Annotated in this window: 23 protein-coding genes and 1 pseudogene; 15 read left to right on the top strand and 9 right to left on the bottom strand. The window is 43.6% G+C overall.

What is annotated here, in order from left to right; genetic code table 11:
* Nucleotides 1-34: 34 nt before the first annotated feature.
* From ACTTJ8_RS00410 to ACTTJ8_RS00400, 3 genes are all read right to left on the bottom strand, one after another.
* Complete coding sequence (locus ACTTJ8_RS00410) at nt 35-295, bottom strand: type II toxin-antitoxin system Phd/YefM family antitoxin (RefSeq protein ID WP_487248071.1); 261 nt, start codon at nt 293-295, stop codon at nt 35-37.
* 86 nt (nt 296-381) lie between these two features.
* On the bottom strand, nt 382-894 hold the full coding sequence (locus ACTTJ8_RS00405; RefSeq protein ID WP_442720014.1) for a ClbS/DfsB family four-helix bundle protein: 513 nt from the start codon (nt 892-894) through the stop codon (nt 382-384).
* 81 nt (nt 895-975) lie between these two features.
* Nucleotides 976-1803 (bottom strand): helix-turn-helix transcriptional regulator, encoded by an 828-nt coding sequence (locus ACTTJ8_RS00400; protein WP_442720013.1) that lies wholly within the window; start codon nt 1801-1803, stop codon nt 976-978.
* A gap of 194 nt (nt 1804-1997) precedes the next feature.
* Here ACTTJ8_RS00400 and ACTTJ8_RS00395 point away from each other — a divergent pair.
* The 3 genes and pseudogenes from ACTTJ8_RS00395 to ACTTJ8_RS00385 all read left to right on the top strand — a co-directional run.
* Nucleotides 1998-2210: pseudogene (locus tag ACTTJ8_RS00395) on the top strand (PD-(D/E)XK nuclease domain-containing protein); the annotation flags it as partial.
* An 11-nt stretch (nt 2211-2221) separates the two neighbouring features.
* Complete coding sequence (locus ACTTJ8_RS00390; protein WP_442720012.1) at nt 2222-2899, top strand: YoaK family protein; 678 nt, start codon at nt 2222-2224, stop codon at nt 2897-2899.
* A 26-nt stretch (nt 2900-2925) separates the two neighbouring features.
* Nucleotides 2926-3474, top strand: coding sequence for a GNAT family N-acetyltransferase (locus ACTTJ8_RS00385; RefSeq protein WP_442720011.1), 549 nt, complete (start codon nt 2926-2928; stop codon nt 3472-3474).
* Nucleotides 3475-3505: 31 nt separating this feature from the next.
* Here the strand turns inward: ACTTJ8_RS00385 and ACTTJ8_RS00380 are convergent, their stop codons facing one another.
* Entirely contained in the window at nt 3506-4474 is a 969-nt protein-coding gene (locus tag ACTTJ8_RS00380; RefSeq protein ID WP_442720010.1) for a GNAT family N-acetyltransferase, read from the bottom strand.
* A gap of 258 nt (nt 4475-4732) precedes the next feature.
* Between ACTTJ8_RS00380 and ACTTJ8_RS00375 the strand changes: the two genes are divergently transcribed.
* The 11 genes from ACTTJ8_RS00375 (at nt 4733) to selD (ending at nt 16943) form a co-directional block, all read left to right on the top strand.
* Complete coding sequence (locus tag ACTTJ8_RS00375; protein WP_442720009.1) at nt 4733-5794, top strand: extracellular solute-binding protein; 1062 nt, start codon at nt 4733-4735, stop codon at nt 5792-5794.
* Nucleotides 5795-6072: 278 nt separating this feature from the next.
* Complete coding sequence (locus ACTTJ8_RS00370) at nt 6073-6693, top strand: GDSL-type esterase/lipase family protein (protein WP_442718523.1); 621 nt, start codon at nt 6073-6075, stop codon at nt 6691-6693.
* Between the two features lie 11 nt (nt 6694-6704).
* A complete protein-coding gene (locus tag ACTTJ8_RS00365) occupies nt 6705-8405 on the top strand; it encodes a methyl-accepting chemotaxis protein (protein ID WP_442718522.1) in 1701 nt (566 codons plus the stop codon).
* Nucleotides 8406-8663: 258 nt separating this feature from the next.
* Nucleotides 8664-8840: a hypothetical protein gene (locus ACTTJ8_RS00360; protein WP_442715272.1), complete on the top strand. Its 177-nt coding sequence runs from the start codon at nt 8664-8666 to the stop codon at nt 8838-8840.
* Nucleotides 8841-8847: 7 nt separating this feature from the next.
* Nucleotides 8848-8943 carry a transposase family protein gene (locus ACTTJ8_RS00355; protein ID WP_442715296.1) on the top strand — a complete coding sequence of 32 codons (96 nt, stop codon included), beginning with the start codon at nt 8848-8850 and terminating at the stop codon, nt 8941-8943.
* Between the two features lie 32 nt (nt 8944-8975).
* Entirely contained in the window at nt 8976-10736 is a 1761-nt protein-coding gene (locus ACTTJ8_RS00350) for an ATP-binding protein (RefSeq protein WP_442720008.1), read from the top strand.
* 185 nt (nt 10737-10921) lie between these two features.
* On the top strand, nt 10922-12445 hold the full coding sequence (gltX, locus tag ACTTJ8_RS00345) for a glutamate--tRNA ligase (protein WP_442715270.1): 1524 nt from the start codon (nt 10922-10924) through the stop codon (nt 12443-12445).
* Between the two features lie 106 nt (nt 12446-12551).
* Entirely contained in the window at nt 12552-13904 is a 1353-nt protein-coding gene (locus ACTTJ8_RS00340; protein ID WP_442715269.1) for a glycine--tRNA ligase, read from the top strand.
* A gap of 91 nt (nt 13905-13995) precedes the next feature.
* The gene (locus ACTTJ8_RS00335; protein WP_442720007.1) at nt 13996-15006 is read left to right on the top strand and encodes a CDP-alcohol phosphatidyltransferase family protein; all 1011 of its coding nucleotides are present in this window, start codon (nt 13996-13998) and stop codon (nt 15004-15006) included.
* 252 nt (nt 15007-15258) lie between these two features.
* Nucleotides 15259-15867: a LemA family protein gene (locus tag ACTTJ8_RS00330; protein ID WP_442718517.1), complete on the top strand. Its 609-nt coding sequence runs from the start codon at nt 15259-15261 to the stop codon at nt 15865-15867.
* Between the two features lie 11 nt (nt 15868-15878).
* Nucleotides 15879-16943 (top strand): selenide, water dikinase SelD, encoded by a 1065-nt coding sequence (gene selD / locus ACTTJ8_RS00325; RefSeq protein ID WP_442715266.1) that lies wholly within the window; start codon nt 15879-15881, stop codon nt 16941-16943.
* A 56-nt stretch (nt 16944-16999) separates the two neighbouring features.
* Here the strand turns inward: selD and ACTTJ8_RS00320 are convergent, their stop codons facing one another.
* The 3 genes from ACTTJ8_RS00320 to ACTTJ8_RS00310 all read right to left on the bottom strand — a co-directional run bounded on the left by ACTTJ8_RS00320 (nt 17000) and on the right by ACTTJ8_RS00310 (nt 20899).
* Entirely contained in the window at nt 17000-18031 is a 1032-nt protein-coding gene (locus ACTTJ8_RS00320; protein WP_442715265.1) for a hypothetical protein, read from the bottom strand.
* A gap of 223 nt (nt 18032-18254) precedes the next feature.
* Nucleotides 18255-19706: a chromosomal replication initiator protein DnaA gene (gene dnaA, locus ACTTJ8_RS00315; RefSeq protein ID WP_442720006.1), complete on the bottom strand. Its 1452-nt coding sequence runs from the start codon at nt 19704-19706 to the stop codon at nt 18255-18257.
* 53 nt (nt 19707-19759) lie between these two features.
* Nucleotides 19760-20899: a glycosyltransferase family 4 protein gene (locus ACTTJ8_RS00310; protein WP_442720005.1), complete on the bottom strand. Its 1140-nt coding sequence runs from the start codon at nt 20897-20899 to the stop codon at nt 19760-19762.
* Between the two features lie 138 nt (nt 20900-21037).
* On the opposite strand from ACTTJ8_RS00310, the gene ACTTJ8_RS00305 reads away from it, so the two are divergent.
* A complete protein-coding gene (locus tag ACTTJ8_RS00305; protein WP_442720004.1) occupies nt 21038-22228 on the top strand; it encodes a DEAD/DEAH box helicase in 1191 nt (396 codons plus the stop codon).
* Between the two features lie 146 nt (nt 22229-22374).
* Here the strand turns inward: ACTTJ8_RS00305 and ACTTJ8_RS00300 are convergent, their stop codons facing one another.
* Together ACTTJ8_RS00300 and ACTTJ8_RS00295 are read right to left on the bottom strand one after the other, a co-directional pair.
* Nucleotides 22375-23412, bottom strand: coding sequence for a permease (locus ACTTJ8_RS00300; protein WP_442720003.1), 1038 nt, complete (start codon nt 23410-23412; stop codon nt 22375-22377).
* A gap of 11 nt (nt 23413-23423) precedes the next feature.
* Nucleotides 23424-24614 (bottom strand): THUMP domain-containing class I SAM-dependent RNA methyltransferase, encoded by a 1191-nt coding sequence (locus ACTTJ8_RS00295; RefSeq protein WP_442718703.1) that lies wholly within the window; start codon nt 24612-24614, stop codon nt 23424-23426.
* Nucleotides 24615-24666: the final 52 nt, after the last annotated feature.

Genomic DNA, 24666 nt, shown 5'->3' with positions numbered 1-24666 from the left:
AGTGCTGCCCTTTGCTTTATCGGTTACTCTGACTTTATAAACCATACTTGGATTTTAGCTCTGCCACTGCATCATCAATATTGGTAACACGGCCTTCTTGTACATCTTGTTCCGCTGCATGCAGACTATCATACAGACGATAAAAAAAGGCGTTTCTTTCAAATGTTTCCATACTCATAATCACCATATCGCCGTAACCGTTTTTTGTTATAAAAATAGGTTCGTTGCTTTCATGGCACAAGGCGGAAATATTTGCAGTATTCTTTAAATCACGTATCGGAACTATTTGCGGCATAACTATCCCTCTATGGTATGATAGTACCACAATAAAGCCGTATTGTCTATGAAAGATTAAACACAGGTAATTCGGCAGTGTTTACACTATCGTGCTCTATATTTTTTCAAGGCTTTTTTAATATCCTTCATTGCCCAATCATAATGACTCGAAGTTGCAGATACACAGTAGCTGCCGAGCGTCGTTGTTCCTGTCCAATTGAAAACGCCTTTGGAAAAAAGGTCTTCGTTAGAAAATGTTTCGATAAGCGCCATCACCTCTTTATGCGTTTTTTTGAGCATTGTTTCCGCATCGGTATATGATGTGCTTTGATGTTTTTCCCAAAATGCAACATTCATCTGAGGATAGGTTTTCCAATTATAGGGCGCCGGCAAAAACGGTGAAGGTTTCCCATTTGTGTTTGTCTGTATCCAATTCAGCAAAAGACAGTGCCATTCATAGAGGTGAACTAAAACATCCCGTACGTTTTTATCGCGTTCGTTCGGAACAATATCGGCGCTCTTTTCTTCGTCAGACATTTCGCCGATTAACGTCCACAGCTTTGCGAATTGGTCATTTGCGGCTTGGATTAAATCGGCTTTGGTGGTAGGTCGTGGCATAGGTTATTGTGACTCCTTTAGGATAGTAAGATGCCCTATTGTACCATAGAAAGCTACAGTATGTCAGGTTTGAAAAAACATTTAAACTTTTTTATGGTGCGCCGCTATTTTTTCAGCGAAATCGATTATTCCTTTTTTTAGGGTTTCCGGTTCAAGAATTTCTACCTCAGTACCGAGCGGCAAAATAAATCCGTACAGCCAATGATCGATCGGAAGGCATACCGAAAGCGTGCACGAGTCGTCGGTATTTTGTGTGATAAGATCGGGAGGAAATTCATCATAAAACCGATAGGCGATTCCGGTGGTGCATTTTAATTTTATGTTCGTAAGCGTCAGGTCATCGGAATAGTCTGTACGGTCAGGTAGCTTGTTGAGCAATTCTGTACGTTTAAATGTGCTTACCGTCTGCATAACGGAAAGCATACGGTTTAACCGGAAAAGCCGATAATCATTTTTGTCGGTACACAAACTTTCAAGGTACCACGCCTTGGATTTAAAAAAAAGGCGAAGCGGATAAATCGTACGCTCAGTTTTTTCTCCATAGGAACTGAGATATTCAATGCGGAGCGCACGGCATTCCAAGATGGCTTGTTTAACCGTATCGAAAATGGACGTGTCGTTTTTGTTGTCCCAGCGGGAATAATCAACCTTAACCCAATCGGCATGACGCTGAAAGACAGCAGACAACCGGTTTAAAATCGATTCGTTATGTATCGCGTCAACAGGCGATAAACATTGCAGGGCGAGCAGAATTTTATCCTGCTCTTCTTGTGTTACAATCGATTTATTGATGGTGTATGTTTCGTCAATAAAAATTCCGCCGCCTGTCCCCTGCACCGTATACACCGGAATACCGGCACAGCTTAAAATATCAATATCACGATATACGGTACGAACAAAGAAAACCAAAGATAGGCTTAATAAGAAAAATTTGCTATACTATCCCTATGCATCTGATTTTTTCGCTGATGGGGCAGTTTGTACAGACGAAGGTGCATTGCTACAGTACCGCCATGGATGGCGGTTGTTCCACGCAGCAGCGATATTTAGGCTCCGCCGAAACTCGTAGTCAAAACTATACACGGATGTATAGTTTTGACAGACGCTCCGATTGTGTCGTGTGGACAAGTGATACCATCTATATCTTCGAGTTTAAACTCAAGGGCACCGGCAGCGTGGAAGACGCACTTGCACAGATACAAGAAAAACGCTATGCCGCCCGGTATCAGGCAAGCGGGAAGAAGATTGTACTGATTGGCAGTTCGTTTGATGAGCAAACAAGAACTAGCAATGACTGGCGGATAGCTCAAGGATAATCGGGATGAGTATGAATTCTCAGCTGGTACACGAGGAAAAACTCCATGACACTATTGTTATCGGTGTATGTCTCTCCTTGGTAGGAGGCTTTTTGGACGCTTACTCGTATCTATTGAAAGGGAAGGTCTTTGCAAATGCCCAAACCGGTAATCTTGTACTCTTGTTTATCTCCGTTGCTAATCGGGAACTGCATAAATCACTTAAATATATCATACCCATTGTTACATTTGCGCTTGGTATTTTTATTTCAGAATTTCTAAAAAACACACAATATATTAAAAATTATACGCGAATGACTGTGGTACTGCTTTTTGAACTAACTGTGCTTGCGGCAATCGGATTGATTGGGACTTATTTTCAGCATGATTTTGTCAATTCCGTTATTTCTTTTATTGCAGCGCTGCAAGTAGCCAACTTTGATAAGGTTGATGGAAATCCTATCGCTACAACGATGATCACCGGCAACTTAAAAAGCAGTATGATACATCTTGCAAAATACTGTGCAATAAAAGACGTGCAGTACTTACATTCGTTTTTTAAGTATTTGCTTATCATCACTAGCTTTGGTATCGGTGTGGCGGTAGGATTTATTACAATCAAATACTACGCGGAAAAATCGATCCTGCTATGTGAAGTATTTATTGTTATTGCCTTATTAATGCTGCAAAGGGACGAAAAACTGAGATAGGATGAGATGGAATCGAGGAGTTGTATATGACATCTGCTGAAAAAGAATGTCCTTTGAAGGATCACCGCGTATGTACACTACGAAGTGCTGCTGTATCTGATGCCGCTGCAATCATCGACTTTTTGCGAATCAGCAATACAGAAACCTATTTTATGCTGCGTTATCCCGAAGAAGTTACACTGACGGAGGACGAAGAGATAGGTATCTTAAAAAACTGGGAGGATTCATCGAATAAATTATTCTTGATGGCTTTAATAGACGGGGAGATTGCCGGTACGTGCGGTATTGCTCCTATCGCTGAGTATCTAAAGACAAAACATCGCGGTCATTTCGGCATTTCAGTAAAACAAAAGTATTGGGGGCTTGGTATCGGAAGCCTGCTCATACGGGAGATTCTATCTTTCGCAAAAGAGCACGGCTTTGATCAAATTGAACTCGGTGTCTATGCCGATAATTTGAGAGCACAAAAGCTCTATGAGCGGTTCGGATTCATGGAATGGGGACGGCTGCCAAATGCGTATAAACTAAAGGACGGCAGTTATCGGGACGAAATCAATATGATCCTGAATCTTTAAAGCCAATGGTTATTTCTGCCCTTCTCTTAAATCATTTAGCGGCTGAAAATCTTCCTTCATATATATAGAAGAGCCCTTGTTGGCTGAACCCCTGCCGTTCCAGCTGAGCAATAAAATGAGGAGGGGTGCAGAAATCGGAAAAAAGCAACGATTGTGCTTCATGCTGCTCAGCATAGTCCAGCGCCCGCTGCAGCAGTTCTTTCCCTAGCCCTAAACCGCGATATTCAGGGATAACCCGTAAAAATGGAATGCACAAGGAGGGGCTGCCGTGCAGCTCGGTAATGACGCATACGGCACACAGTTCATCATTCGTATAGGCACTCAGGATAACTGTATTATCTTGCTCTGTCTTATTATCTCCCATTTCCTCCGTTTCGAGGTTGGTATCAATATACAAGAGCCATGCCTTTCCGAGCAGCATGCTTGCTTCCATCAGAGTTGCCTCTGTGCCTCGACTCCTTTCATCGGCAGAAGTGTCATAGTGTGCCGCGGCACTGATAAAATTTTGTAGCACAGCGCTATCCAGCGTCATAGCCGGTTGTTCTGTAAATATAAAATCTTGCAATAACAGCTGAGGTTCCGTTTCTTCTTCAAAACATATTTTTTCAAGCCCCCACATCGTCCGCAGCTCATTATACCACTCGTACACAGCTGCCTTCATCCGGTTATCTTTAAATCGATACCACTCCTGTTCAATCGCTGGCGCTGTCCGCAATACCTCTTTATACCGGCGGAACACCCCTTTCCGCTGACTCAATGCCTCCCGGAGTGCTTCCCGCAGCAGCGGATTATGTACCTGCGTAGTAAACTGTTCCATAATATGGAATCCGTGCGCGGGGTCCCACCTCGGTATATCATAGTAGCGGTCTTCTTCGTCATCGCTTTTACACTCATCCGGAATACAGCATCCGGTACCTGCATCAAAGAGGAAGCGCGTATTTTGATTTTCCATTGCAAAAATAAGACCGTCGACCATTTCAGGTAATAAAATAAACTCCATCTGTTTTTTCTTTCTTACTTGCCATCACTAAAATAGATATGTTACAATCATAGCTTATATTTTTGCTTAGTTTTTAACAAGAGGTAACGGAAATGGTCTTTACGTCATTACTCCGTTAAACCTTACGTGCCATCGACAAGCGTACCCAGCTTTGCGAGCTGTTGCATTTTGGGGAAACTCTAAAAACTATACCTGAGTTTTTAGAGTTTCCCCAATATATGTCCGTATAGACCATCATCTTATTGTGTGAGGATAGTTATGAATCGATTTTATAAGTCTCTTTCCGCCGGTATGCTGTGGAGTGTGCTCATTTTTGGAGGCGCGATTGCGTTTTCTGCTTGCAGTAAAAAATCGGAACAAGTGCTTCATCTTTATAATTGGACATATTATACGCCTGATTCCGTGATTAAAGCTTTTGAAGAGAAGTATCACGTTAAAGTTGTTTATGACGATTTTGCCTCCAATGAGGATATGTTTGCAAAGTTGATGGCAGGTTCAAAAGGATATGACCTTATTGTGCCCTCTGCAGATTATGTTTCTATTATGATAAAACTGAATATGCTTGAGCATATCGATGTCAGCAAGATTCCAAATATCCGGTATATACGGCAGAGTGTGCGGGATAGGATAGGCTATGATCCTGCTATGGCTTTTTCTGTTCCTTATTACATGGGTGCTGCCGGTATTGCAGTCAATACGAAAGAAATTCCCGATTACGAACAAAATTGGCATATTTTTGAGCGGGAAGACCTTAAAAACCGTATGACAATGATGGATGATATGCGGGAGGTACTGGGAGCAGCCCTTGCCGTGTCCGGTTATGATATTAATACGGCGAATCCGGTAGAGCTTGAACACGCATACCGGCTTGTACAAGAGAAATGGAAGCCGAATTTAGTGAAGTTTGATGCGGATGGCTTTGCAAAATCATTTGCATCGGGTGATTTTTTGGCAGTGCATGGATATGCTGAATCGGTATTTGCAGAATTGCAGGAAGATCAGCTGCAATATGTAGATTTTTTTATTCCTAAGGGGGTGCATTCCGCCCTCTATATCGACAGTTTTTGTATTCCGAAAGGTGCGCCGAACCCTGATCTTGCTCATGCGTTTATCAATTTTATGCTTGAACCGGCAGTGTATGCTCAGTTTCTTGATGAGTTCGGTTTCCCTGCGTCGATTCATACGGAGGCGGAAAAATATCAGACGCGGCAGCCTCATTATACCGTGAATGATTTAAAAGATTGCGTTCTCAAACAAGATTTAGGGGAAAATCTGGAAACTTATACGGGATTTTGGCAAAGCATCCGCTTTACACCGTAGCAGGTTGGTCAGTAATCCGCTTATTTTTAAAGCTGATTTTTAAAATAGACAGCAGCCGAAAGAAGGGGTATACTATTTTTAGGGAAGAATACTATAAAAAAATTAGTATTTATGCTCAGCCTGTTTGCATTGTCAGTTAGCTTTGCGGCTGCAAAAGTTGATTGTGTAGACTTTCCCTGTATAACATTGCATGAAAAAGTCTTGCTGGATTTAATCAGCGGAGCAAGCTTTCGATGGGAGCTGTAAAAGGCTAAGATGGTAAGAGAAGGAGAACGGAGATGAAAACCATTCTTTGTTATGGCGATTCTAATACATGGGGGTATGATGCTGTTTCCGGCGGAAGGTTCCCCTATGCTGTACGATGGACAACCCGCTTAGCGGAGTTTTTAGGTGCAGATTATCGTGTTATCGACGAAGGCTTATGCGGGCGGACAACGGTGTTTGATGACCCTCTCTCTTATGGACTGAACGGATTATGGATGATAGAGCCGATCATTAACAGTCATAATCCGATTGATCTTGTGATGATTATGCTTGGAACCAATGATTGTAAGGGCTATTTTGGCGCAACTGCCCAGAATATTGCGGAAGGAATGCGGCGACTGGTGCTACAAGTGCAATTTCTCGGTATTAAGAATGTTTTGATTGTTACGCCGATCAATATCGATCCTCAAATCTATAACACAGATACTGCTGCTGTAATGGGGAAAGAATGCAGCGAAAAATCGTTTTTACTGGATCAGTATTATAAAGCCTTTGCGGATGAATTACATGTTGCACACCTCAATGCAAACGATTTTGTCAAAGCGAACTCCATTGATTTTATGCACTTTGATGAGGCGAGCCAAGAGCGCTTTGCAAACGGCGCTGCCCAAAAAATAAAAACCATTGTATCATAGGAGGTATGAAGATGAATGTGACAGCTGGTTTTTCGCTTATTTCAAATATTTCATTGTTTTTTATGCTGCTTTATTTTTTATTTAAAATTAAACCGATAAAAGCTGCGATGGTATATCATAATAAAACACAAGCGGAATTTATCGCTGCAATAGGGCTTACTGCTGTTTTTTCAGTTTTAAATATATTGACCTCTGTCTTAGGCATTAAGATAGGAGCTGCTGTGCTTAATCTGAGAACCGGTATTGCAGTTATCGCAACGGTAGTAATTGGTCCGGTATCGGGAATTGTTGTGGGGCTTGTCGGCAGTATTTACCGGTATACATTAGGCGGATGGACAGCGCTCGGCTGTTCAGTGGCAACCTTTGTTGCAGGAGTGGTATGTGCCGGTATTGTATATATATTAAAGCGTAAATATGGGCGGGTTACTTTAACGTTTAAAACGATATTGTTGTTTTCCGTTTTTGCTGGCTTTTGGGAAATTGTTCACACGATGGTACTTGTTCCTATTCTTGGAGAAAAACCTTTTGCAGAGGCTTCTTCCATAATGTTTAAAGCATTTCTCTTTCCGCACCTTATTCTGAATGCTGTGATTACTGCTGTAGTTTTATTGTTGATTGCAGATCTTGGTAAACAAGAGCATGTAGCGCAACTGCAAGAAGATGAATCGCTTTTGCGTGCAAAACAGAATGCGAATAATGCTGTAATAGAGACAATAGATCAAACTCTTGCATATTTAATGGAACGGGATGCCGGTCTTAAAGACTCAATGCATAAAACAGCCGGGGATGCAGATTGTATTACAGACAATATTGATAACTTAAAGCAGCAATTAATGAATCAGGCTGAAAGTATTATAAAAACCGGCGAAACGGTAAATACAATTATTGAGACTGCTCATCTGTTGGAGAGCTGTGTTGGCATTCAATCCGGTATAGTAACAAATTCTTCCGGTTCTATTGAATCGATGATAACGAATGTGCGCTTGGTTACTCAAATGCTTGAGGAAAGTAATGCGCTTATACAAAATGCACATACACTGACTGTTCAAGGGAGAGCTGGAGCAAAAATTGCCAATGAGGCAGCAGAAGAAATAGCAAAAAAATCAGGAGATCTTTTGGAAGCTGGTGAGGTTATTCAAAATGTGGCAAGCCAAACCAACCTCTTGGCAATGAATGCGGCAATAGAAGCTGCGCATGCCGGGGAATCAGGTAAAGGTTTTGCGGTTGTTGCAGATGAAATTAGGAAATTAGCAGAAGAGTCAAATGTACAAGGAAAGAAAATTGCTGCGGTAATTAAAGAATCCTTGCAAATTATCCAAAAGTTAGCCGATGCTGAAACCATAACCGAAAAAACATTTGGGCAAGTGTATGAGCTTGTGGATAAAATTTCCGGGCACGAAGTCCGTATTCTGGAAGCCATGAAGCAGCAGGAAAGCGGAAGCAAAAAAATTATTACTGCTATTGCCGATATGAACGGTGTTACAAAGGACATTAAAATAAAAGCTGGAGAAATGTTTACTAATGGTACTCATACAGCGGAAGAGATGAAGAAGCTGAATACCTTAACAGCTGATATTGCAGAAAAAATGAACGAAATGACCGGCAATGCGGCAAATATAAACCAAGCAATACAAAATGTGCATACAGTAGCACAAAAAAACACCGAAACTATTACACAAGTGGTACAAGAAGTAGGCAAGTTCCAATTATAGTTTTCCGTGACGGTTTTTACGGTCATAACAATGTAAAGACTTATCAAAAATACTCGTTATCAGCTTTGCTAATGCGGCATCTTCTAAAAATCTATACTTGAGTTTTTAGAGATGCCCTGTAATCGATTTTTGGAGGGGCAGATGACAAAAGAAGAAGAAATCCTAGCATTTTTAGATGACAAAGTGTTTCAACCGATTTTGACTTCAGCAAATGCACCTAAAGATTTAAAAGCTTGAGCTCGAATCACGAGACAGCGAATGTCAAAATTAAATGCGGAAAAAATTATTCAATATTATTGGAGTGCAATCGTCGGTACTGAAAAAAGTATAAACTTTGCACGTAATATGAAGGCTTCCGGCTTTGTCAGATTTGAAGAGATTTTAGAAGAATTTCGAAATAAATTTGATGATGCATTTTTAAGAACAAACTCTTAGAAAATATCTGAAACTGGAAAATGGCATACCCAGTAGCGACACGATTCTGCGAGTGTTTGCAAGAATTGATGCAAAGCAGTTTGAAGTGGAAGCGCAAGGATAGGCTTACTGCAATAATCTTGCTATACTACGGGTATGAACGCACCACGCAAACTACCGATCGGCATCCAAAGTTTTAAAGATTTGAGGGAAAAAAATTTTCTCTATGTTGATAAAACGGCGTATCTTTCGCGATTAGTCAATAATAGTAAGGTGTATTTCTTAAGTCGCCCGCGTAGATTTGGCAAGAGCTTGTTTCTTTCAACCCTCGCTGCCTATTTTCTCGGTCAAAAAGAGCTGTTCAAAGGGTTGTACCTTGAACAAGCGGAAGAAGAACAGGCTGTACAAGAGCAGCGAACAGCATGGCTGGAATACCCGGTGTTTTATTTGGATTTTAATATCGGACAGTATCTTGAAAGCGAGGCATTGAGCGAACGGCTCGATTCTTTATTAAAGGAGCAAGAAAGCCTCTATAGTATACTCGTTGCAAAAGAGGAAAAGCCGTTTTTTGCCTCACGCTTTGAACGGCTGATAAAGGCTGCCTATCAGCAAACGGGAAAACAGGTCGTCATCCTTGTAGATGAATACGATAAGCCGCTTCTGCAAACGATGGGTGTGAACGAAGAACTGAACGAACACTACCGTAATACACTCAAAGCGTTTTACTCTGTCATTAAAACCTGTGATCAATACATCCGGTTTGCATTTTTAACGGGAGTAACCAAGTTCAGTAAGATCAGTATTTTCAGCGATTTGAATAATCTCAAAGATATTAGTCTGCATGAATCGTACGCCGGTATGTGCGGCATCAGTCAAAAAGAGCTTGAAATAAATTTTCAGCCGGAGATACAAGCATTAGCGCAAAAGCAAGGATTAGATTATGCTGAGGCGCTTGCAGCCTTAAAACAGTGGTATGACGGGTATCTCTTTCACCCAGCCGGGGAAGGGATGTATAATCCGTATAGTCTTCTTAATGTCTTGGATGATAAAGAGATCAAAAGCTACTGGTTCGGCACGGGAACGCCGACTTTCCTCGTCAACTTCTTAAAAGAAGCACACTATTATATCCCTGATTTAGATGGCAATGTTGAGTTAGACGAAGAAGGACTGCAAACCTATCGCGCGGTGGCACAGGATGCCTTCCCGATTCTGTTTCAAGCGGGGTATTTAACGATCAAGGAATATATCAGCGATCTGCGGCTGTATCGGCTGGGCTTTCCGAATAATGAAGTGAGATACGGCTTTTTACATAATCTTTTACCGGCATACTCTGACGTACCGTTCGGTCAAACCGGGGTATGGATAGGACGGTTTATACAGGACATCCGTAAGGGGAATGTGGACGAGTTTATGGAGCGGCTGAAGTCGATTATTTCCAGTATTTCGTATGACACCTTCACCGAACAAAACTTGAAACTGAGGGAGCAGAACTACCAGACGGCAGTGTATCTCGTTTTTTCGCTGATGGGTCAGTTTGCGCAAACGGAAGTCCACTGCTATGGCAGTGCCGCCACGGATGGCGGTGGTTCCACACAGCAGCGATGTTTCGGCGGTGCCGAAACTCGCAGTCAAAACTATACACGGATGTATAGTTTTGACGATGCCAAGGGGCGTGCAGATTGTGTAGTCAAAACGGCTGATACTGTGTACATATTCGAGTTTAAGCTTTCCGATAACGATAGTGCGGAAGATGCCCTGAACCAGATAAAAGAGCACCGTTATGCGGAACAGTATAAGGCAGATAGCAAGAAGATCGTGCTTATCGGCAGTTCATTCGATGAACACTCACGCACAATTAAAGAGTGGAAAACGGAAGTACTTAAAAACCACGGCTCTGCGGCACAAGATATGGGATGAGGAAAGAAGATAGCGCAAAAGCAGATTCGGAAGCAGGAGCCTTTCCTGCGATACACATACAGCCAATCAGTCAGATTCCCCTACCCTTGCGTAAAAAAATAAAACTTTCTATAATAATGTTTTGTAAAATAACATTAAGAACTTTCTTATAGCGATACTTTTTTACAAATAGTTAGGAGCAAAATATGGAAACGCGAAGCCGTTATGCACCTTCTCCGACAGGATTACAGCACATTGGCGGAGTACGCACTGCATTATTCAATTATCTGTTTTCCCGCGCTACTGGTGGAAAATTCATTTTGCGTATTGAAGATACCGATCAGACCCGCTATGCCGCTGAATATGAAACAAACCTGTACGACACGCTCGACTGGCTTGGGCTTGACTGGGATGAAGGCGGCCCCCGCGGCGGTGAGTATGGTCCCTATATTCAGTCTCAGCGGTCAGACATATACCGTGAGTATGCAGATAAGCTGGTGAAAAGCGGTCATGCGTATTATTGTTTTTGTGATGAAGAACGGCTTGAGCGGATTAGAAAAATACAAAACATGAACAAAATGCCCCCGGGCTACGATCGCCACTGCCGTGATTTAACCCAAGAAGAAATTGATGCAAATATCGCAGCGGGAAAGCCTTATGTTATCCGCCTTAAAGTTCCGCTGGAAGGTACAACGGTTTTCAAGGATGTGCTGCTTGGTACTATCGAGTGGAAAAATGAAGACATTAACCCTGATCCCATTTTGCTCAAAAGCGACGGCTTCCCTACCTATCACCTTGCTAATATCGTTGATGATCATCTCATGAAAATTACCCATGTTATGCGTGCACAGGAATGGATTCCTTCCACCCCTATGCACGTTATTATGTATAAGGCTTTTGGATGGGAGCATCCGAATTTTTGCCATTTACCGATGGTTATGGGGAACGATGGGCATAAACTGTCAAAGCGGCATGGGGCAACCAGTTGTAATGAGTTCCGCAACAACGGTTACTTAAAAGAAGCGATCATCAACTATGTCGCCATGCTCGGCTGCTCTTATGAAGATGGACGCGATATGTTCTCACTCAAAGAACTGGGAGAGCGCTTTAATCCTGAGCACATTAACAAGGCTCCGGCAATTTTCGATTATAAAAAGCTCGAATGGTTTAATGGACAGTATATGCGGCTCAAAACCGATGAAGAACTCTTTGATCTGACCTGGCCCTTCATCGCAAATTCCGGAATATTCGGTGAGCAAGATCAAGCTGCGCGGGAAGCTGCCGGCTTACGTTTCGCTGACCAAACCTTGCTCAAACCTACTGATGAGCAAAGAGCGACCCTGATGAAGGTGATGCCGCTTATCAAAGAGCGGCTGCACTTTCTCACAGAGGCTCCGCAGATGGTACGGTTCCTCTTTGAAGAACCTGCTGTTCCGCCTGCGGAAGAGATTATCCCCAAAAAGCTGGATGCGGAAAAAACACGGGTTGTGCTGGAGAAGGCAAAGACTGTACTGCCTTCTATTGCAACTATGGATGAACACGCGGCAAGCGAGGTGTTCCGTGCAGAAGCAGAGGCAATGGGCGTTAAGCTCGGTGATTTTATGATGCCCATGCGTATGGCGGTTACCGGCAGCCGTATTAGTCCGCCGCTTATCGGTTCCATCCAGATATTGGGAATTGACCGTTCTATCGCACGGATCGAAAAAACGATAAAAGAACGGTTCGCGTAGGTACGGTGGTTATCTCTGCACGCTGCAGCGGACATATCGAAAACCGGAACTTGTGCAATCGCTGTTCCGGTGAATGCGTTTAATAACCAAAAGAGGAGTTTACAGTATGGAAGATCACGCAATTTCAATGGAAAAAATTGTCAGCCTGTGCAAAAGGCGCGGCTTTGTATTTCAGTCTTCGGAAATTTACGGAGGACAGAACGGAGCATGGGATTACGGTCCGCTCGGGATTGAATTAAAAAACAACATTGCCCGTGCGTGGTGGAAAGAGATGACCCAGCTGCATAACTCGATTGTCGGCATCGATGCGGCAATTTTGATGCACCCGCGTGTGTGGGAGGCTTCCGGGCATGTGGAAAACTTTACCGATCCATTAGTTGACTGCAAAAAGTGTAAAGCTCGTTTCCGCGCTGACCAGATAGATCAGGATAAGTTAACGAAAAAAGAATGCCCCGACTGCGGCGGCGAACTCACCGATGTACGGAAGTTCAACTTGATGTTTAAAACTCATATTGGACCAACAGATGATAACAGTAATCTCATCTATTTGCGCCCCGAAACCGCACAGGGAATCTATGTAAATTATAAAAACGTTGCACAGTCCAACCGTATGAAAATCCCCTTCGGTATTGCACAGATCGGTAAGGCATTCCGCAATGAAATCGTAACCAAGAACTTTATATTCCGTACTTGCGAATTTGAGCAGATGGAAATGCAGTTTTTTGTAAAGCCCGGTACCGATGACGAGTGGTTTAACTACTGGCGTGAACAGCGGTGGGCATTCTACAAAAAGCACGGTGTACGGATGGAGAAGCTGCGCTGGCATCAGCATGGGCCGGATGAGCTTGCTCACTATGCAAAAGATGCCTACGATATAGAATACGAATTCCCGATGGGCTTTAAAGAGCTTGAAGGCGTACACAATCGGACGAATTTTGACCTAACCCGCCATACCGAATATTCCGGTAAGGATATGCAGTATATCGATCAAGATAACGGCAACGAGCGGTATATTCCGTATATTATCGAAACATCCGCCGGTTTAACCCGCAATCTCTTGATGTTCCTCTGCGATGCCTACGAAGAGCAAAAAGTTGCCGATAAAGGCAATGATGATGACTGGCGAACTGTACTGCATTTCCATCCGGTTATTGCACCGATTACCGTAGCGGTGCTGCCGTTGATGAAAAAAGACGGTCTTGCAGAATTGGCACAGGAAATTCAAGCTGAACTGCGTGAAGACTTCCGGACAGACTACGACCAATCAGGAGCAATCGGAAAGCGCTACCGCCGCCAAGATGAGGCGGGAACCCCCTTCTGTGTTACCGTTGACTATGACAGCAAAGAAGATGGAACGGTAACCCTCCGCTTCCGCGATTCGATGGAACAAGTACGCATTCCCCGTGCAGAACTTGCAAACCGTATCAGAACCGAAATAAAGAATTACACCAGAGCGTAAGCACTATTTCCCCGTATAATGCAAACAGTACAACATAACGAGTGGGGGCAGCATTATACGGGAAGCACTAATCACTTACGCGGAGTTTTCCATGGCTAAAAAATATTCATATAGCGCAAATGACGAATCGCTATTAACACCGGTGTTATATAAATACTTTGTTGATCCTTTTGTAAAGATTCTACCGTACCGTTTACCAGCGAATTTTATTACGCTCATTTCTTTCAGTTTCATTGTTATTGCCTTTGCTATCGCTGTACGCGGTTATTGGGCTCATCGGTATGATTTTTGGCGGCTTATTCCACTTTTAACATTAGCCTATCTTGTCGGTGATTGTGCTGACGGTAAACAAGCCCGGAGAACCGGTACCGGCTCTCCGCTTGGTGAATATTTTGACCATTTTTTAGACTGTTTTGTAACCGGTCTTTTAATGGGTATTTTGATGATTTCTTTTCAGGTAACAAAACCCGCTATTATCACAATAGGCTTTTTCAATTTATATGCAGGGCAAATCGGAAGTTTTTGGGAACGGTATAAGCGGCGGGTAATGTGCTTTGGAAAATTAAGTACCAGTGAAGGAATCCTTGCTATCGGTTTAACTTCGTGGCTTATGTCGATACCGCCGATTCATACTGCAGCAGACACCGTTCTTTTCTTAGATATAACGGGCGGAGAAGGTCTGATTATCACGATTATGACAGGAACGGCTATCTCTGCGATTCACTCGCTTATCCGTACACAGGAGATTTCATTTCGCTTAATTGCACATTTTGTACTATCTTTGACTATTACCTATACAGCTGCATATCTCTATGGGAAGCATAATATGGTATATATCACGCTTGTAGTAAGTTGCTATAATGTATTTTTCCTTGCTTCGCTTTTGGCGGCAACAAATCTTGAGCGCCGTGAATGCTTGCCGGATATTATCGTTCCTCTTTCATTCGTGTTATTCTTTTTGCTTCCGGCTTATACCTTGTTGATTCAGTCTTTACAAATTGCATATTTAGCAATACGGATCGGTATAAAGTTTATCACATTTGTCAGAATAAACCGGCAGTATTGGTATTGGATTAACCCGCCGCCTCCCGAGCATACCTAAAGATATGGGCATCTCTAAAAATTCAGTTAGATTTTTAGGGGTTCCCAGCTTGCAGGTATGTATATCAAACATGTATAGTTCGATAAATAATGTCGGCAGCTCTTTTTTTCTCGTATCAATTTTAGTATATTACAGTATATTACTTAGTAATTATAATCAAAGGTAACCTGTTCAGAAACGGAAGTTTTCAAGCAGGTTGAATATGCTTTATGCACGCAGCAACGCTTCTGCTGCACTGGAGGAGTATAGCCAATGAGTAAGGGCTTAAAAACAGGACTGATTGTTCTTGGAATTATTGTACTGATTATTTTTTCGCTGTACGGCTGTGTCAGCAGCTCATATAATTCAATGGTTACGGTCGATGAAGGGGTAAAAGCGGCATGGAGTCAAGTTGAAAATGTCTATCAACGCCGGTTTGATCTTATCCCTAATTTAGTCAATACCGTAAAAGGGTATGCATCCCATGAAGAAAAGGTCTTTACAGAAATTGCAGAAATGCGCTCTAAAGCAGGCGGTGTTATCAATGTATCGGATGAAGTCCTCAATAACCCTGAATCCTTTGAAAAATTCCAAAAAGTTCAAAGTGAATTAGGCGGAGCACTGCAGCGGCTCATTTCCGTAGCGGAAAATTACCCGGAACTCAAGGCAAATGAAAACTTCCGGGATTTGCAAAGTCAGCTTGAAGGTACCGAAAACCGTATTGCCGTAGAACGAAAACGCTTTAACGAAGCAGTACAAGCCTATAACTTGCTCACCCGCCGATTCCCGCAAGCAATGCTTGCCAACATGTTCGGTTTCCGGGAAAAATCCTACTTTAAAGCAGACGAACAGGCAGCAACCGCTCCTAAGGTGTCGTTTTAAGTACGAGAGCAATGAGCTGTACTATTCCCGATACAGATTTTAGCTTGATAAAGTCCTCCACGCATTCGGGGTGAGGGGCAAAATTAAGTGCGGGTGCACTTGACGGTTTACTCAAAAGTTTTCACATTTGTACTGATCCCCGTTTATTGGTCGGGTTTGATACATCTGACGATGCTGCTGTGTATAAGATCAACAACGACACAGCCATGATCTTCACTGCCGACTTTTTCCCCGCCATTGCGGATGACCCTTATATGTTTGGGCAAATTGCAGCGGCAAATGCCCTAAGCGATATCTATGCAATGGGCGGAATACCGAAATTAGCGCTCAACCTTTTTTGCATTTCCGAAAAAATGCCGGAGCATATTGTAAAAGAGATATTGCGGGGCGGTGCTGACAAAGTGTTTGAAGCAGGAGCTATCATCTGCGGCGGGCATACCATTTACGACAGCATTCCTAAGTACGGTTTAGCGGTAACTGGTTTTGTGCACCCTGATAACATCCTAAAAAACTCCGGCTGCCGGATAGGCGATGTGCTTATTCTCACAAAACCAATCGGCAGCGGTATTTTAACCACTGCTGCAAAAGCTGATATGGTGAGCCAAGATGAACTGGAAACGGTATACCGCGTTATGGCATTCCTCAATGCTGCAGCCTGTACCATTATGACAAAATATGCAGTACATGCTTGTACCGATATAACCGGATTCGGCTTGCTGGGACATCTGTATGAAATGGCAAAGGGAAGCGGATTAAGCATTGAACTCTCATACAAGGATATACCCATCTTTGAGTCCGCTATTGAATACGCTGAAATGGGCTTTGTACCTGCCGGAGCCTATTCAAACAGAGCTTTTGTTGGTACGAATGTTGACTGTGGCGAAACTCCGCGAGCCATACAGGATATTTTGTTTGACCCGCAAACGTCGGGAGGACTCATTATCTCCGTTGCAGAGCATGACGCCCAAGCGCTATTGCAAGAACTCTGTACCGTACTGGAGCCAACCGTGTGCGGTAAACCGGCGATCATCGGTAGGGTAGTGCAGCAGCGAGAAACAGCGCTGCACGTACGATAGGTAGTAACCGGCTGCCCTGCTGCGGCAACCTTACCGACACCATCTCTACTGATCAACTATTGTGTTTGCTGACTTTCAAAAATAAACTGAATATAGAGGTCTTCCAACGTCCGCTTTGGTCCTGCAACCTGCAAACGCCGCCGGGACTCTGCTGAATTTTTCCGCTCAATAAAAGAAGTATAAAAAGTGCGGGGATCATCAGGCGGAAGATCATTCGTTACGCCTACTAATTGATACGCTTCTTCTCTGCTAAGCGCAGAAAGTTTTCGCTCCTGTAATACGGTTCTAATATAGTTGATCTTCTCTGTGGTTATCCCGAATAGGAACTCTTCCAGAGCCTGCCCAATCTCCGGGTCTGCCATTTTGGCAATCATAAAACGTTCCCACGATTCATCGAGTTCCATAGACAGCAAAAATAGCTCGCTCACCCCTAGCATAGTACCGAAATTAGGTGCCAGCTTATTCCGCGCTGTCCAGACTTTATGTAACACCCCGGCAAAGGAAGATGAGTACTCATCAAGCCTATGCTCCCATAATTCTGTAAGCAAGCTCGCAATATTTTTCCGGATATCATACTCAAGTTCGCCATTATCCAACAGTGTTGTGTATACGTCTTCCGCCATTAGTGCAAACATCGCACGAAGTGTAATGCGGCGTAACGATTGAATATCACTTTCTTCAAAGTATGCGTTCATCGCAATTTTAGTAAGCGCGGTAAATGTCTGGAACTTCGCAATAAGAAAACTTTTACCCAAGATAACCTTTGTAGGTAGGGTAAGCAATCGGGAATCCGGCGCACTACTGCACAGTGTTTCGATCAGCGTTTCCTCAGAACGCTGCTCTCCTGCAAGTACAGTACTTTGCTGGATAGAGGGATAACGGGAAACAGCCATAGCAAGCTGTTCTAATGTAGTAATACAATCGGCAATATTACCAAGGACCCCGGGCGCATAAGCTTGTAAACTTTGTAGAATTTTGTCGATAACTGCGTGTTCATCCTTATCAAACACAACAATATCGGCTGAAATGGTTCCATCTTTAGCTCTACGAGGACTCGAAAGCGTTGCCGACAAAGAAGCGTAAGTCATACACTATCAGTATAGCACAAAGTTATGATTCTGCCAAATATTTTCTGCTCTAATAACAGTAATTATACAGCATAGAAGTGATTGTCTTGATTTGGCGGAGGGTTAATGCTCATAAGCCGCGCCGGGGTTGTTGATTGTACACCGAGCAGAAAACACCCTACTGTCTACAGACATACAGACTTTTTACAAGTTCCGGTAGCCTAAATGAGAGAGCTACCAATGCTTATTTATTTGCGTTTGTTATCCGTTTTTTCAGTTCAGCAATGGTTACCGCCAGGGCAGGCTCGATAGCAAGTTGGGTTTCAATTTTTTGCTGCCCGTGCATAACGGTTGTGTGATCCCTGCCGCCAAGCTCTACACCGATTTCCGTTGTAGATAATTCTGTCATCTCCCGTGCTAAATACATGGCAACTTGCCGTGGAAAGGAAATATTTTTTGTCCGTTTTTTCCCTTTGAGATCAATATATGAGATATTAAAATAGTCGGCAACAGTTTTCAAAATGGCATCAACCGAAATATTATGCTGACGAGGAGAACCGAAGGTATCCTGCAGCAGACGCTGTGCAATTTCAAAAGTGATAGGACCGGTTAGCTCCGAGTATGCTTCCAATTTTGTTAATGCGCTCTCTAAATCACGGATATTGGAAGAAATATTCCGCGCTATTAAATGCACAACCTCATCGGGAATAGCAATATGCTCATCTTGCAGCTTTTTGAATAGGATGGCGCACCGTGTTTCATACGAAGGAATTTTGAGATCAATACTCAAACCTCGGGTAAAGCGGGAACGCAACCGGTCAGTCAGGTTTTTCAGCTCTTCCACCGGACGGTCGCAGGTAAATACAATCTGTTTGTTGCTTTCGTACAAGGCGTTAAAGGTATGGAACAGTTCTTCCTGCGTACCTTCTTTTTTCTCCAAAAAGTGAATATCATCGAGCAATAAGACATCAGCCTTGCGGTATTTATTTTTAAATTCATTCATCTTATTTTTGTTTACGTGTTCTATATACTCATTGGTAAAGGTTTCCGCCGGCGCATAGAGAATTTTAAGATTAGTATTCCGGTACAGAGCGTTCCCGATTGCCTGCATAAGATGCGTCTTCCCCAGTCCGACACCGCCGTAAATGAGCAGCGGATTATAGGCCGTCCCCGGATTTTTTGAAACTGCGATCGCGGCATTTGCCGGTAAGGGGTTATCAACATCAATAACAAACTTTTCAAAGGTATACCGGTCATTGAGCAGGGGATGCTTCTCTTTTTCCCGCGGAGCAGCAGCAGTCCGCTGTTGAGTATGCAGCGCTGTCTCCGCCGCAGGATTGGTGTGTGTATGTTTTACCACAGGCTGCACTCTCGTTTGTACCGCGGGAGTAGGAGAGATAACCTCTGTACGTGGCGGCACCGCTTCGGAGCTTTGCGGCGGCGGAGCTTTAATTTCAAACTCAATACGGATGGGAGACCCAAGCAGCTCTAAAAGTTTTTTTTCTATGAGCATTTGGTACCGAACCTGCACCTTATCTCGGTAAAATGCAGTTGGTACCGATAAAAAAATCACTGTATCTGAAGAACGCTCATACACAATGCGGGAGAACCACATTGCAACCTCTTCTTCACCTATCTCATTTTTTAACTCATTAACAATTTCTTCCCAAAATACACGGTAATCACTGCCACTCATATCGCCTATTATACTATGTCCTTTATTCTCTTGACAATACAAAGTGCAGGGTTTTAACGTGGGTTCCCGGCAACTTTTTCTAAATATGAAAGGGTTTCCTCTGCTGTTTTTTTCCAACTATACTGTTTTACCCATTCTATCCCCGCGCTAATAAGCTGTTGGCGTCTCGCTGTATTGTTTCCTGCCGGGTCATTTACAATATCCGCCATTGCTGCAGCAATGCGTTCAGGCTTGTTCGGCTCAAAGTAGTAGGTACAATCTCCGGCAATTTCAGGTAATGCGCCAGCCCGTGCACAAGCTGTGGGAATGCCGCACGCCATTGCTTCGATAACCGGTAAACCAACCCCTTCAACCGGGGAGGGAAAAATACAAATATCGGCAGCAGAATAAATAAGCGGGAGATTCTCATGCGGCAGATAACCGGTCAATAGAATGTCGGAAGCAAAGGGAGACTGTAACACAGCACGGTGTACCTGTTCAGCATGCTCTCCATCGGCGCCAACAATAACTAAACGGTGCGGACTCTTGTTTTTTTGTTTAAAAATTGAAAAAGCTTCTATCAGTTCAACATGCCGTTTTTCCGGATGGATAATCCGTGAAGCATAAATGATATAGGGACGGCGGATAGCAAACGGCTTAATCATCAATGCTTCCTGAGCCTGTAAGGTATGAGGATGGAATAACTCGGTGTCAATCCCGTTGTGGATAACCTGTATCTTCCTGTCGGTTAGACCACATTGCAGAAGATTATCCTTAATATAGCAACTGGGACTGATAATGCCCTTAACGGAATTCATCATCAGCTTAGAAACAAATGCAGAAATATTTTTTAAGTATCCTTGATTTTTTTCTGCAAGAATATTTTGTACAACGAGGATAGCCGGGACTTCAAAACTCATCGGTAAAAGTTTTAAACCGGAAGGGTAGAGAACAATATCGTATTGCTGCTTCCGTACAAAGGTATTAAATGATAGTTTATGCCACGCCTGCTCTGCAAAAGCGGTATCTGCAATGGAAACACTTGCAAAAGAAACGCCTTCTATGCCTGAGGTATAGGTATATTTATCTAATTCATGTCCAAAAAGCTGAATTTTATGTTCTGTTTTCGGCAGATTATGCACTAAGGAAAGAATATATGCTCCGATACCTGATCTGCCGTGATCGCATCCAAATGTATTAATTCCTATTTTCAAAATAAAACCTCTTTTTGTTCTTTGCATTCCGATAGAGCTGATAGTAAAAAGCTCCAAAATCTCAGGTTTTAGAGATGCCCTGTAATGCTTAACCGTAAAATTATAGCATTTACCGTAACAATATGCTATCCTTGCAGCATGACAGATTTTTTTAATGGACAGCTTTATCCGCCTTTTCTTGAGGCGCTGAATACCTACGGCATTACACAGCCGACCCCTGTACAAAAACAAGTAATCCCGCTTGTATTAGAAGGGAAAAGTGTTTTTTTTGAATCAGAAACCGGTACGGGGAAAACTTTTGCCTTCTTACTACCGCTGCTCAGTCAGGTGATGACAGAAGCTCAGCAGTCTACCGCTCCGCGCATTTTGATTATAAGCCCTACTGTTGAACTTGCCTCCCAGATAAAGGATGCAGCACTCCAGCTGCAAGGAGCTACGCAAGGACTTTTTAAGGTACAGCTTTGTATCGGCGGCAGCTCCATCAAACGGCAGATAGACGGATTAAAGGAGAAACCGGCGGTTGTGATCGGTACGGCGGTACGGATTGCAGATTTAGTCAGTTTGAAAAAGCTGAAATTGCAGGGAATACGGGCAGTGGTTATTGATGAGGCAGACCGGCTGCTGACACGGGAGAGTAAGGAGAGTTTGCAGCATATTTTACAGATGCTGCCTACTGATATTCAAGTTCTTGCATGTTCTGCAACCTTTAACGGCAAAAACACCGATCTTTTGACCGGTATGCTGCCGCGTAGTCCGGATAGCCCTGCACCGGCTTTTATTTCGCTTGCCCATACCGGCGTGCTTCAAGGTTCCATAGAGCATTGGGCGTTTTTAAGTGAGCGGCGGAGCAAGATGGATGCCTTGCGTGCGTTTATCCATGCTGCAGGAGATGCAAAAATCTTGGTGTTTACCGCTCCGGCACAAGAAGTAGAAACGCTCTCACAAAAATTGCAGTATAAAAAGATTGATGCCGTGCCGCTTTACGGTAAAATGGATGGAGCAGCGCGTAAACAAGTGATTGCCCGTTTCCGGTCAGGTAAGATCAAGATACTGATAACCAGTGATTTATCGGCACGCGGGCTTGACATTACCGATATTGACTATGTTGTACAAATGCAGCTTTCGCAGGATACAGATGTGTTTATCCACCGTGCCGGACGTACCGGACGAGCGGGAAAAAAGGGCGTGAATGTTGTTATTGGGGATGAATACGAACTTCGCATTTTACAAGGAATAGAAAAGAAGCTCAAACTCACGGTATATCCAAAGCTCTTACACAATGGGAAAATTGAAAATCCTTCCATAATGGAGGAATACAGAGAGGAATAAAAGCAAGAGGGCACCTCTAAAAACGCAGGTATGGATTTGTAGAGGTGCCCTATAGCGCAATCAGCACCCCCGGCGCGGCTTGTGACGTACCCCTCCGTACGAATAACAGCACACGAAAGCGATTGGAGCAGGGGTACAATACGGTATCACAACAGGAGATACGAGAGGAGCGAAATCCCGATAAAATTCCCCACAGTGATAAGAGCGGTGAGTTCAATTACAAAGCGCTTTTTGAATAGCGTCAGCAGCATTGCAAGGTTTTTTATATCCATCATCGGTCCATAAACCAAAAAACCGAGAATTGCAATAAATGGAAAGCGGGCAGAAAAGCTGCGGGCAATCAGTGCATCCGAGGTTGAACATGCGGAAAAAACAAAGGCAAACAGCATCATTAAAAGCAAGGATGTACCGGTATTTCTGCTTGCCATAGCAAAAAAGCTCTGCGGTACGGCTGTTCGGATAAGCGCCGTGATACAGGCACCAATAATCAAAAAATGCCCCGCAGTAAAAAACTCCGAGCAGGTGTGCATAAGGAGGGTATGCATTTTCAATAAAAGTTCGCTGTGTCTATCACTTTTTGCAGCGGTTCTGCCTGCGGCAATGTGCATAACGGCTTGCAGTGTCCGCCTGCTTCCTTCAGCAGACATGACTGTAGCGTCTGCCGCAGATTCAGTATAATACTGTAAGCGGTTAACGGTATTCAGCTGTCTATTCTGCAGCGTTTCAGGTTGATAGGAGCCAAAGTCATCGCGCAGGTATTTTTCTTTGGGATAAAATAAGAGAAGCAGCCCAATACCTAGTGAGATTATTAAACCGAAACACAAGCGATAGAATGCTGCCATCGGCTGCTGCGGAAACGCATACAGGGTTGACAAAATTGAAATAGGATTGATAAGAGGGGAGGCAAGCATAAAGGTAACTGCAACCGGCATATCAACCCCTTTTTTGATTAAACTGCGCATCAGTGGAACGGCAGCGCATTCACAAACAGGAAAAAAGAACCCTGCAAAAACAGCTGTTGCAAAGCCTATCCCATATTTTTTAGGAAACAGCTTAATAAGAGTGCTGTCGGACACAAATACCCGCAATGCAGAAGACAACAGCGCACCCAGCAATAGAAAGGGTAATGCCTGCAGCAGTATACCGGTAAAAATGGTATGAAAAGCAGAAAAACGTTCCGGCATAACCCCACCCCCTAAAGACCGTATATGTAGAGGCAGGTGTCAAGATTACCGCTTTTTATCGGATGCTTTTTAAGCGTAACGCCCGAACGTAAAAATATATCAGCAAAAGCTGGTTTATCAGTGATAAAACCTAAGCGCCAGTTTTGAAAATCCTGCGGAATGGCAGTCATCTTTTCATACAGAGCCGCCGCATCTGCCTCATCCCCAAGCCGGTCTCCATAAGGAGGATTGGAAAGCAATACCCCTTCCGGGTAGGGCGCTGCAAGATCAGAAAAATCTGACTCTATAAATTCAGGGCGTGGAATACGGTTATCCCGTCCAATCCGCTGCAATGCTTTACCGGCAAGCATACACGCGCGCTCTGCATTCGTTTGGGCAAGGCGTACCGCATCAGGATCATTATCCGAACCGCTGACTCGTACCACACAGTCCGTACGGATTCCAGCAGCACCTCGCAGCCGTTCTTCTTCGATCAGCTTTTGAGCTTTTTTGTCAGTATAGCAGGCAAAATGTTCAAAAGCAAAGGAGCGTCCTATTCCGGGTGGGATATTGTGGGCATACCACACTGCTTCAATCGGGATAGTACCGGATCCGCAAAAGGCATCGTGTAAGGGCAGCTTCCGCTTCCACTGCATACACTGCAGCAGAACGGCAGCGAGAGTTTCCCGCATGGGAGCTGCACCGCCGCTGAGCCGATAGCCTCTTCGGTGCAGCGGTTCCCCGGAAAGATCCAGTAAAAGATAGGCGCGGTTATGCTCAATATATATCCGCACGGTATATTCTCTGCCTGTTTCCGGTAAAACATCCATCTTCCATGCAGAACACAGCGCCGTGCATATTCCTTTATGTACTGCTTTTTGCACTGCGTGTTCAGAAGAAAGCCTGCTCTTAAAAGTGCGTACCTTATCTACGGTAATTTTGGAATCTTTAGAAAAAAAGCGCTGCCATTCCACCGCAGCGACCGTATCGTAGAGGGTATCAAAATTATCTGCGGTAAACTCATTGAGCACCAGATATATTCTATCTGCCGTCCGGAGATAAAAGTTTGCCCGCATGATGCTGACAACTTCCGGTTCAGATTGTACCGAGGTAAAAAAAACGCGGCCCGGTAACCGCTTTTCCGGTTTAAACCCGAGTAATTTTAATTCGTTGGACAAAATCGGTTCTGCACCGACTGCACACAGTGCCAAAAAATGAAACATGCAAGGACTATACTCATTTTTTCCGCTTTATACAATGAGATTTATTGCATCA

Origin of the sequence: Treponema sp., from assembly GCF_052169735.1 — a bacterium.
Lineage (GTDB): Bacteria > Spirochaetota > Spirochaetia > Treponematales > Treponemataceae > Treponema.
Note: the sequence above shows the minus strand (reverse complement) of the source record. Positions and strands in the feature narration are given on the sequence as shown.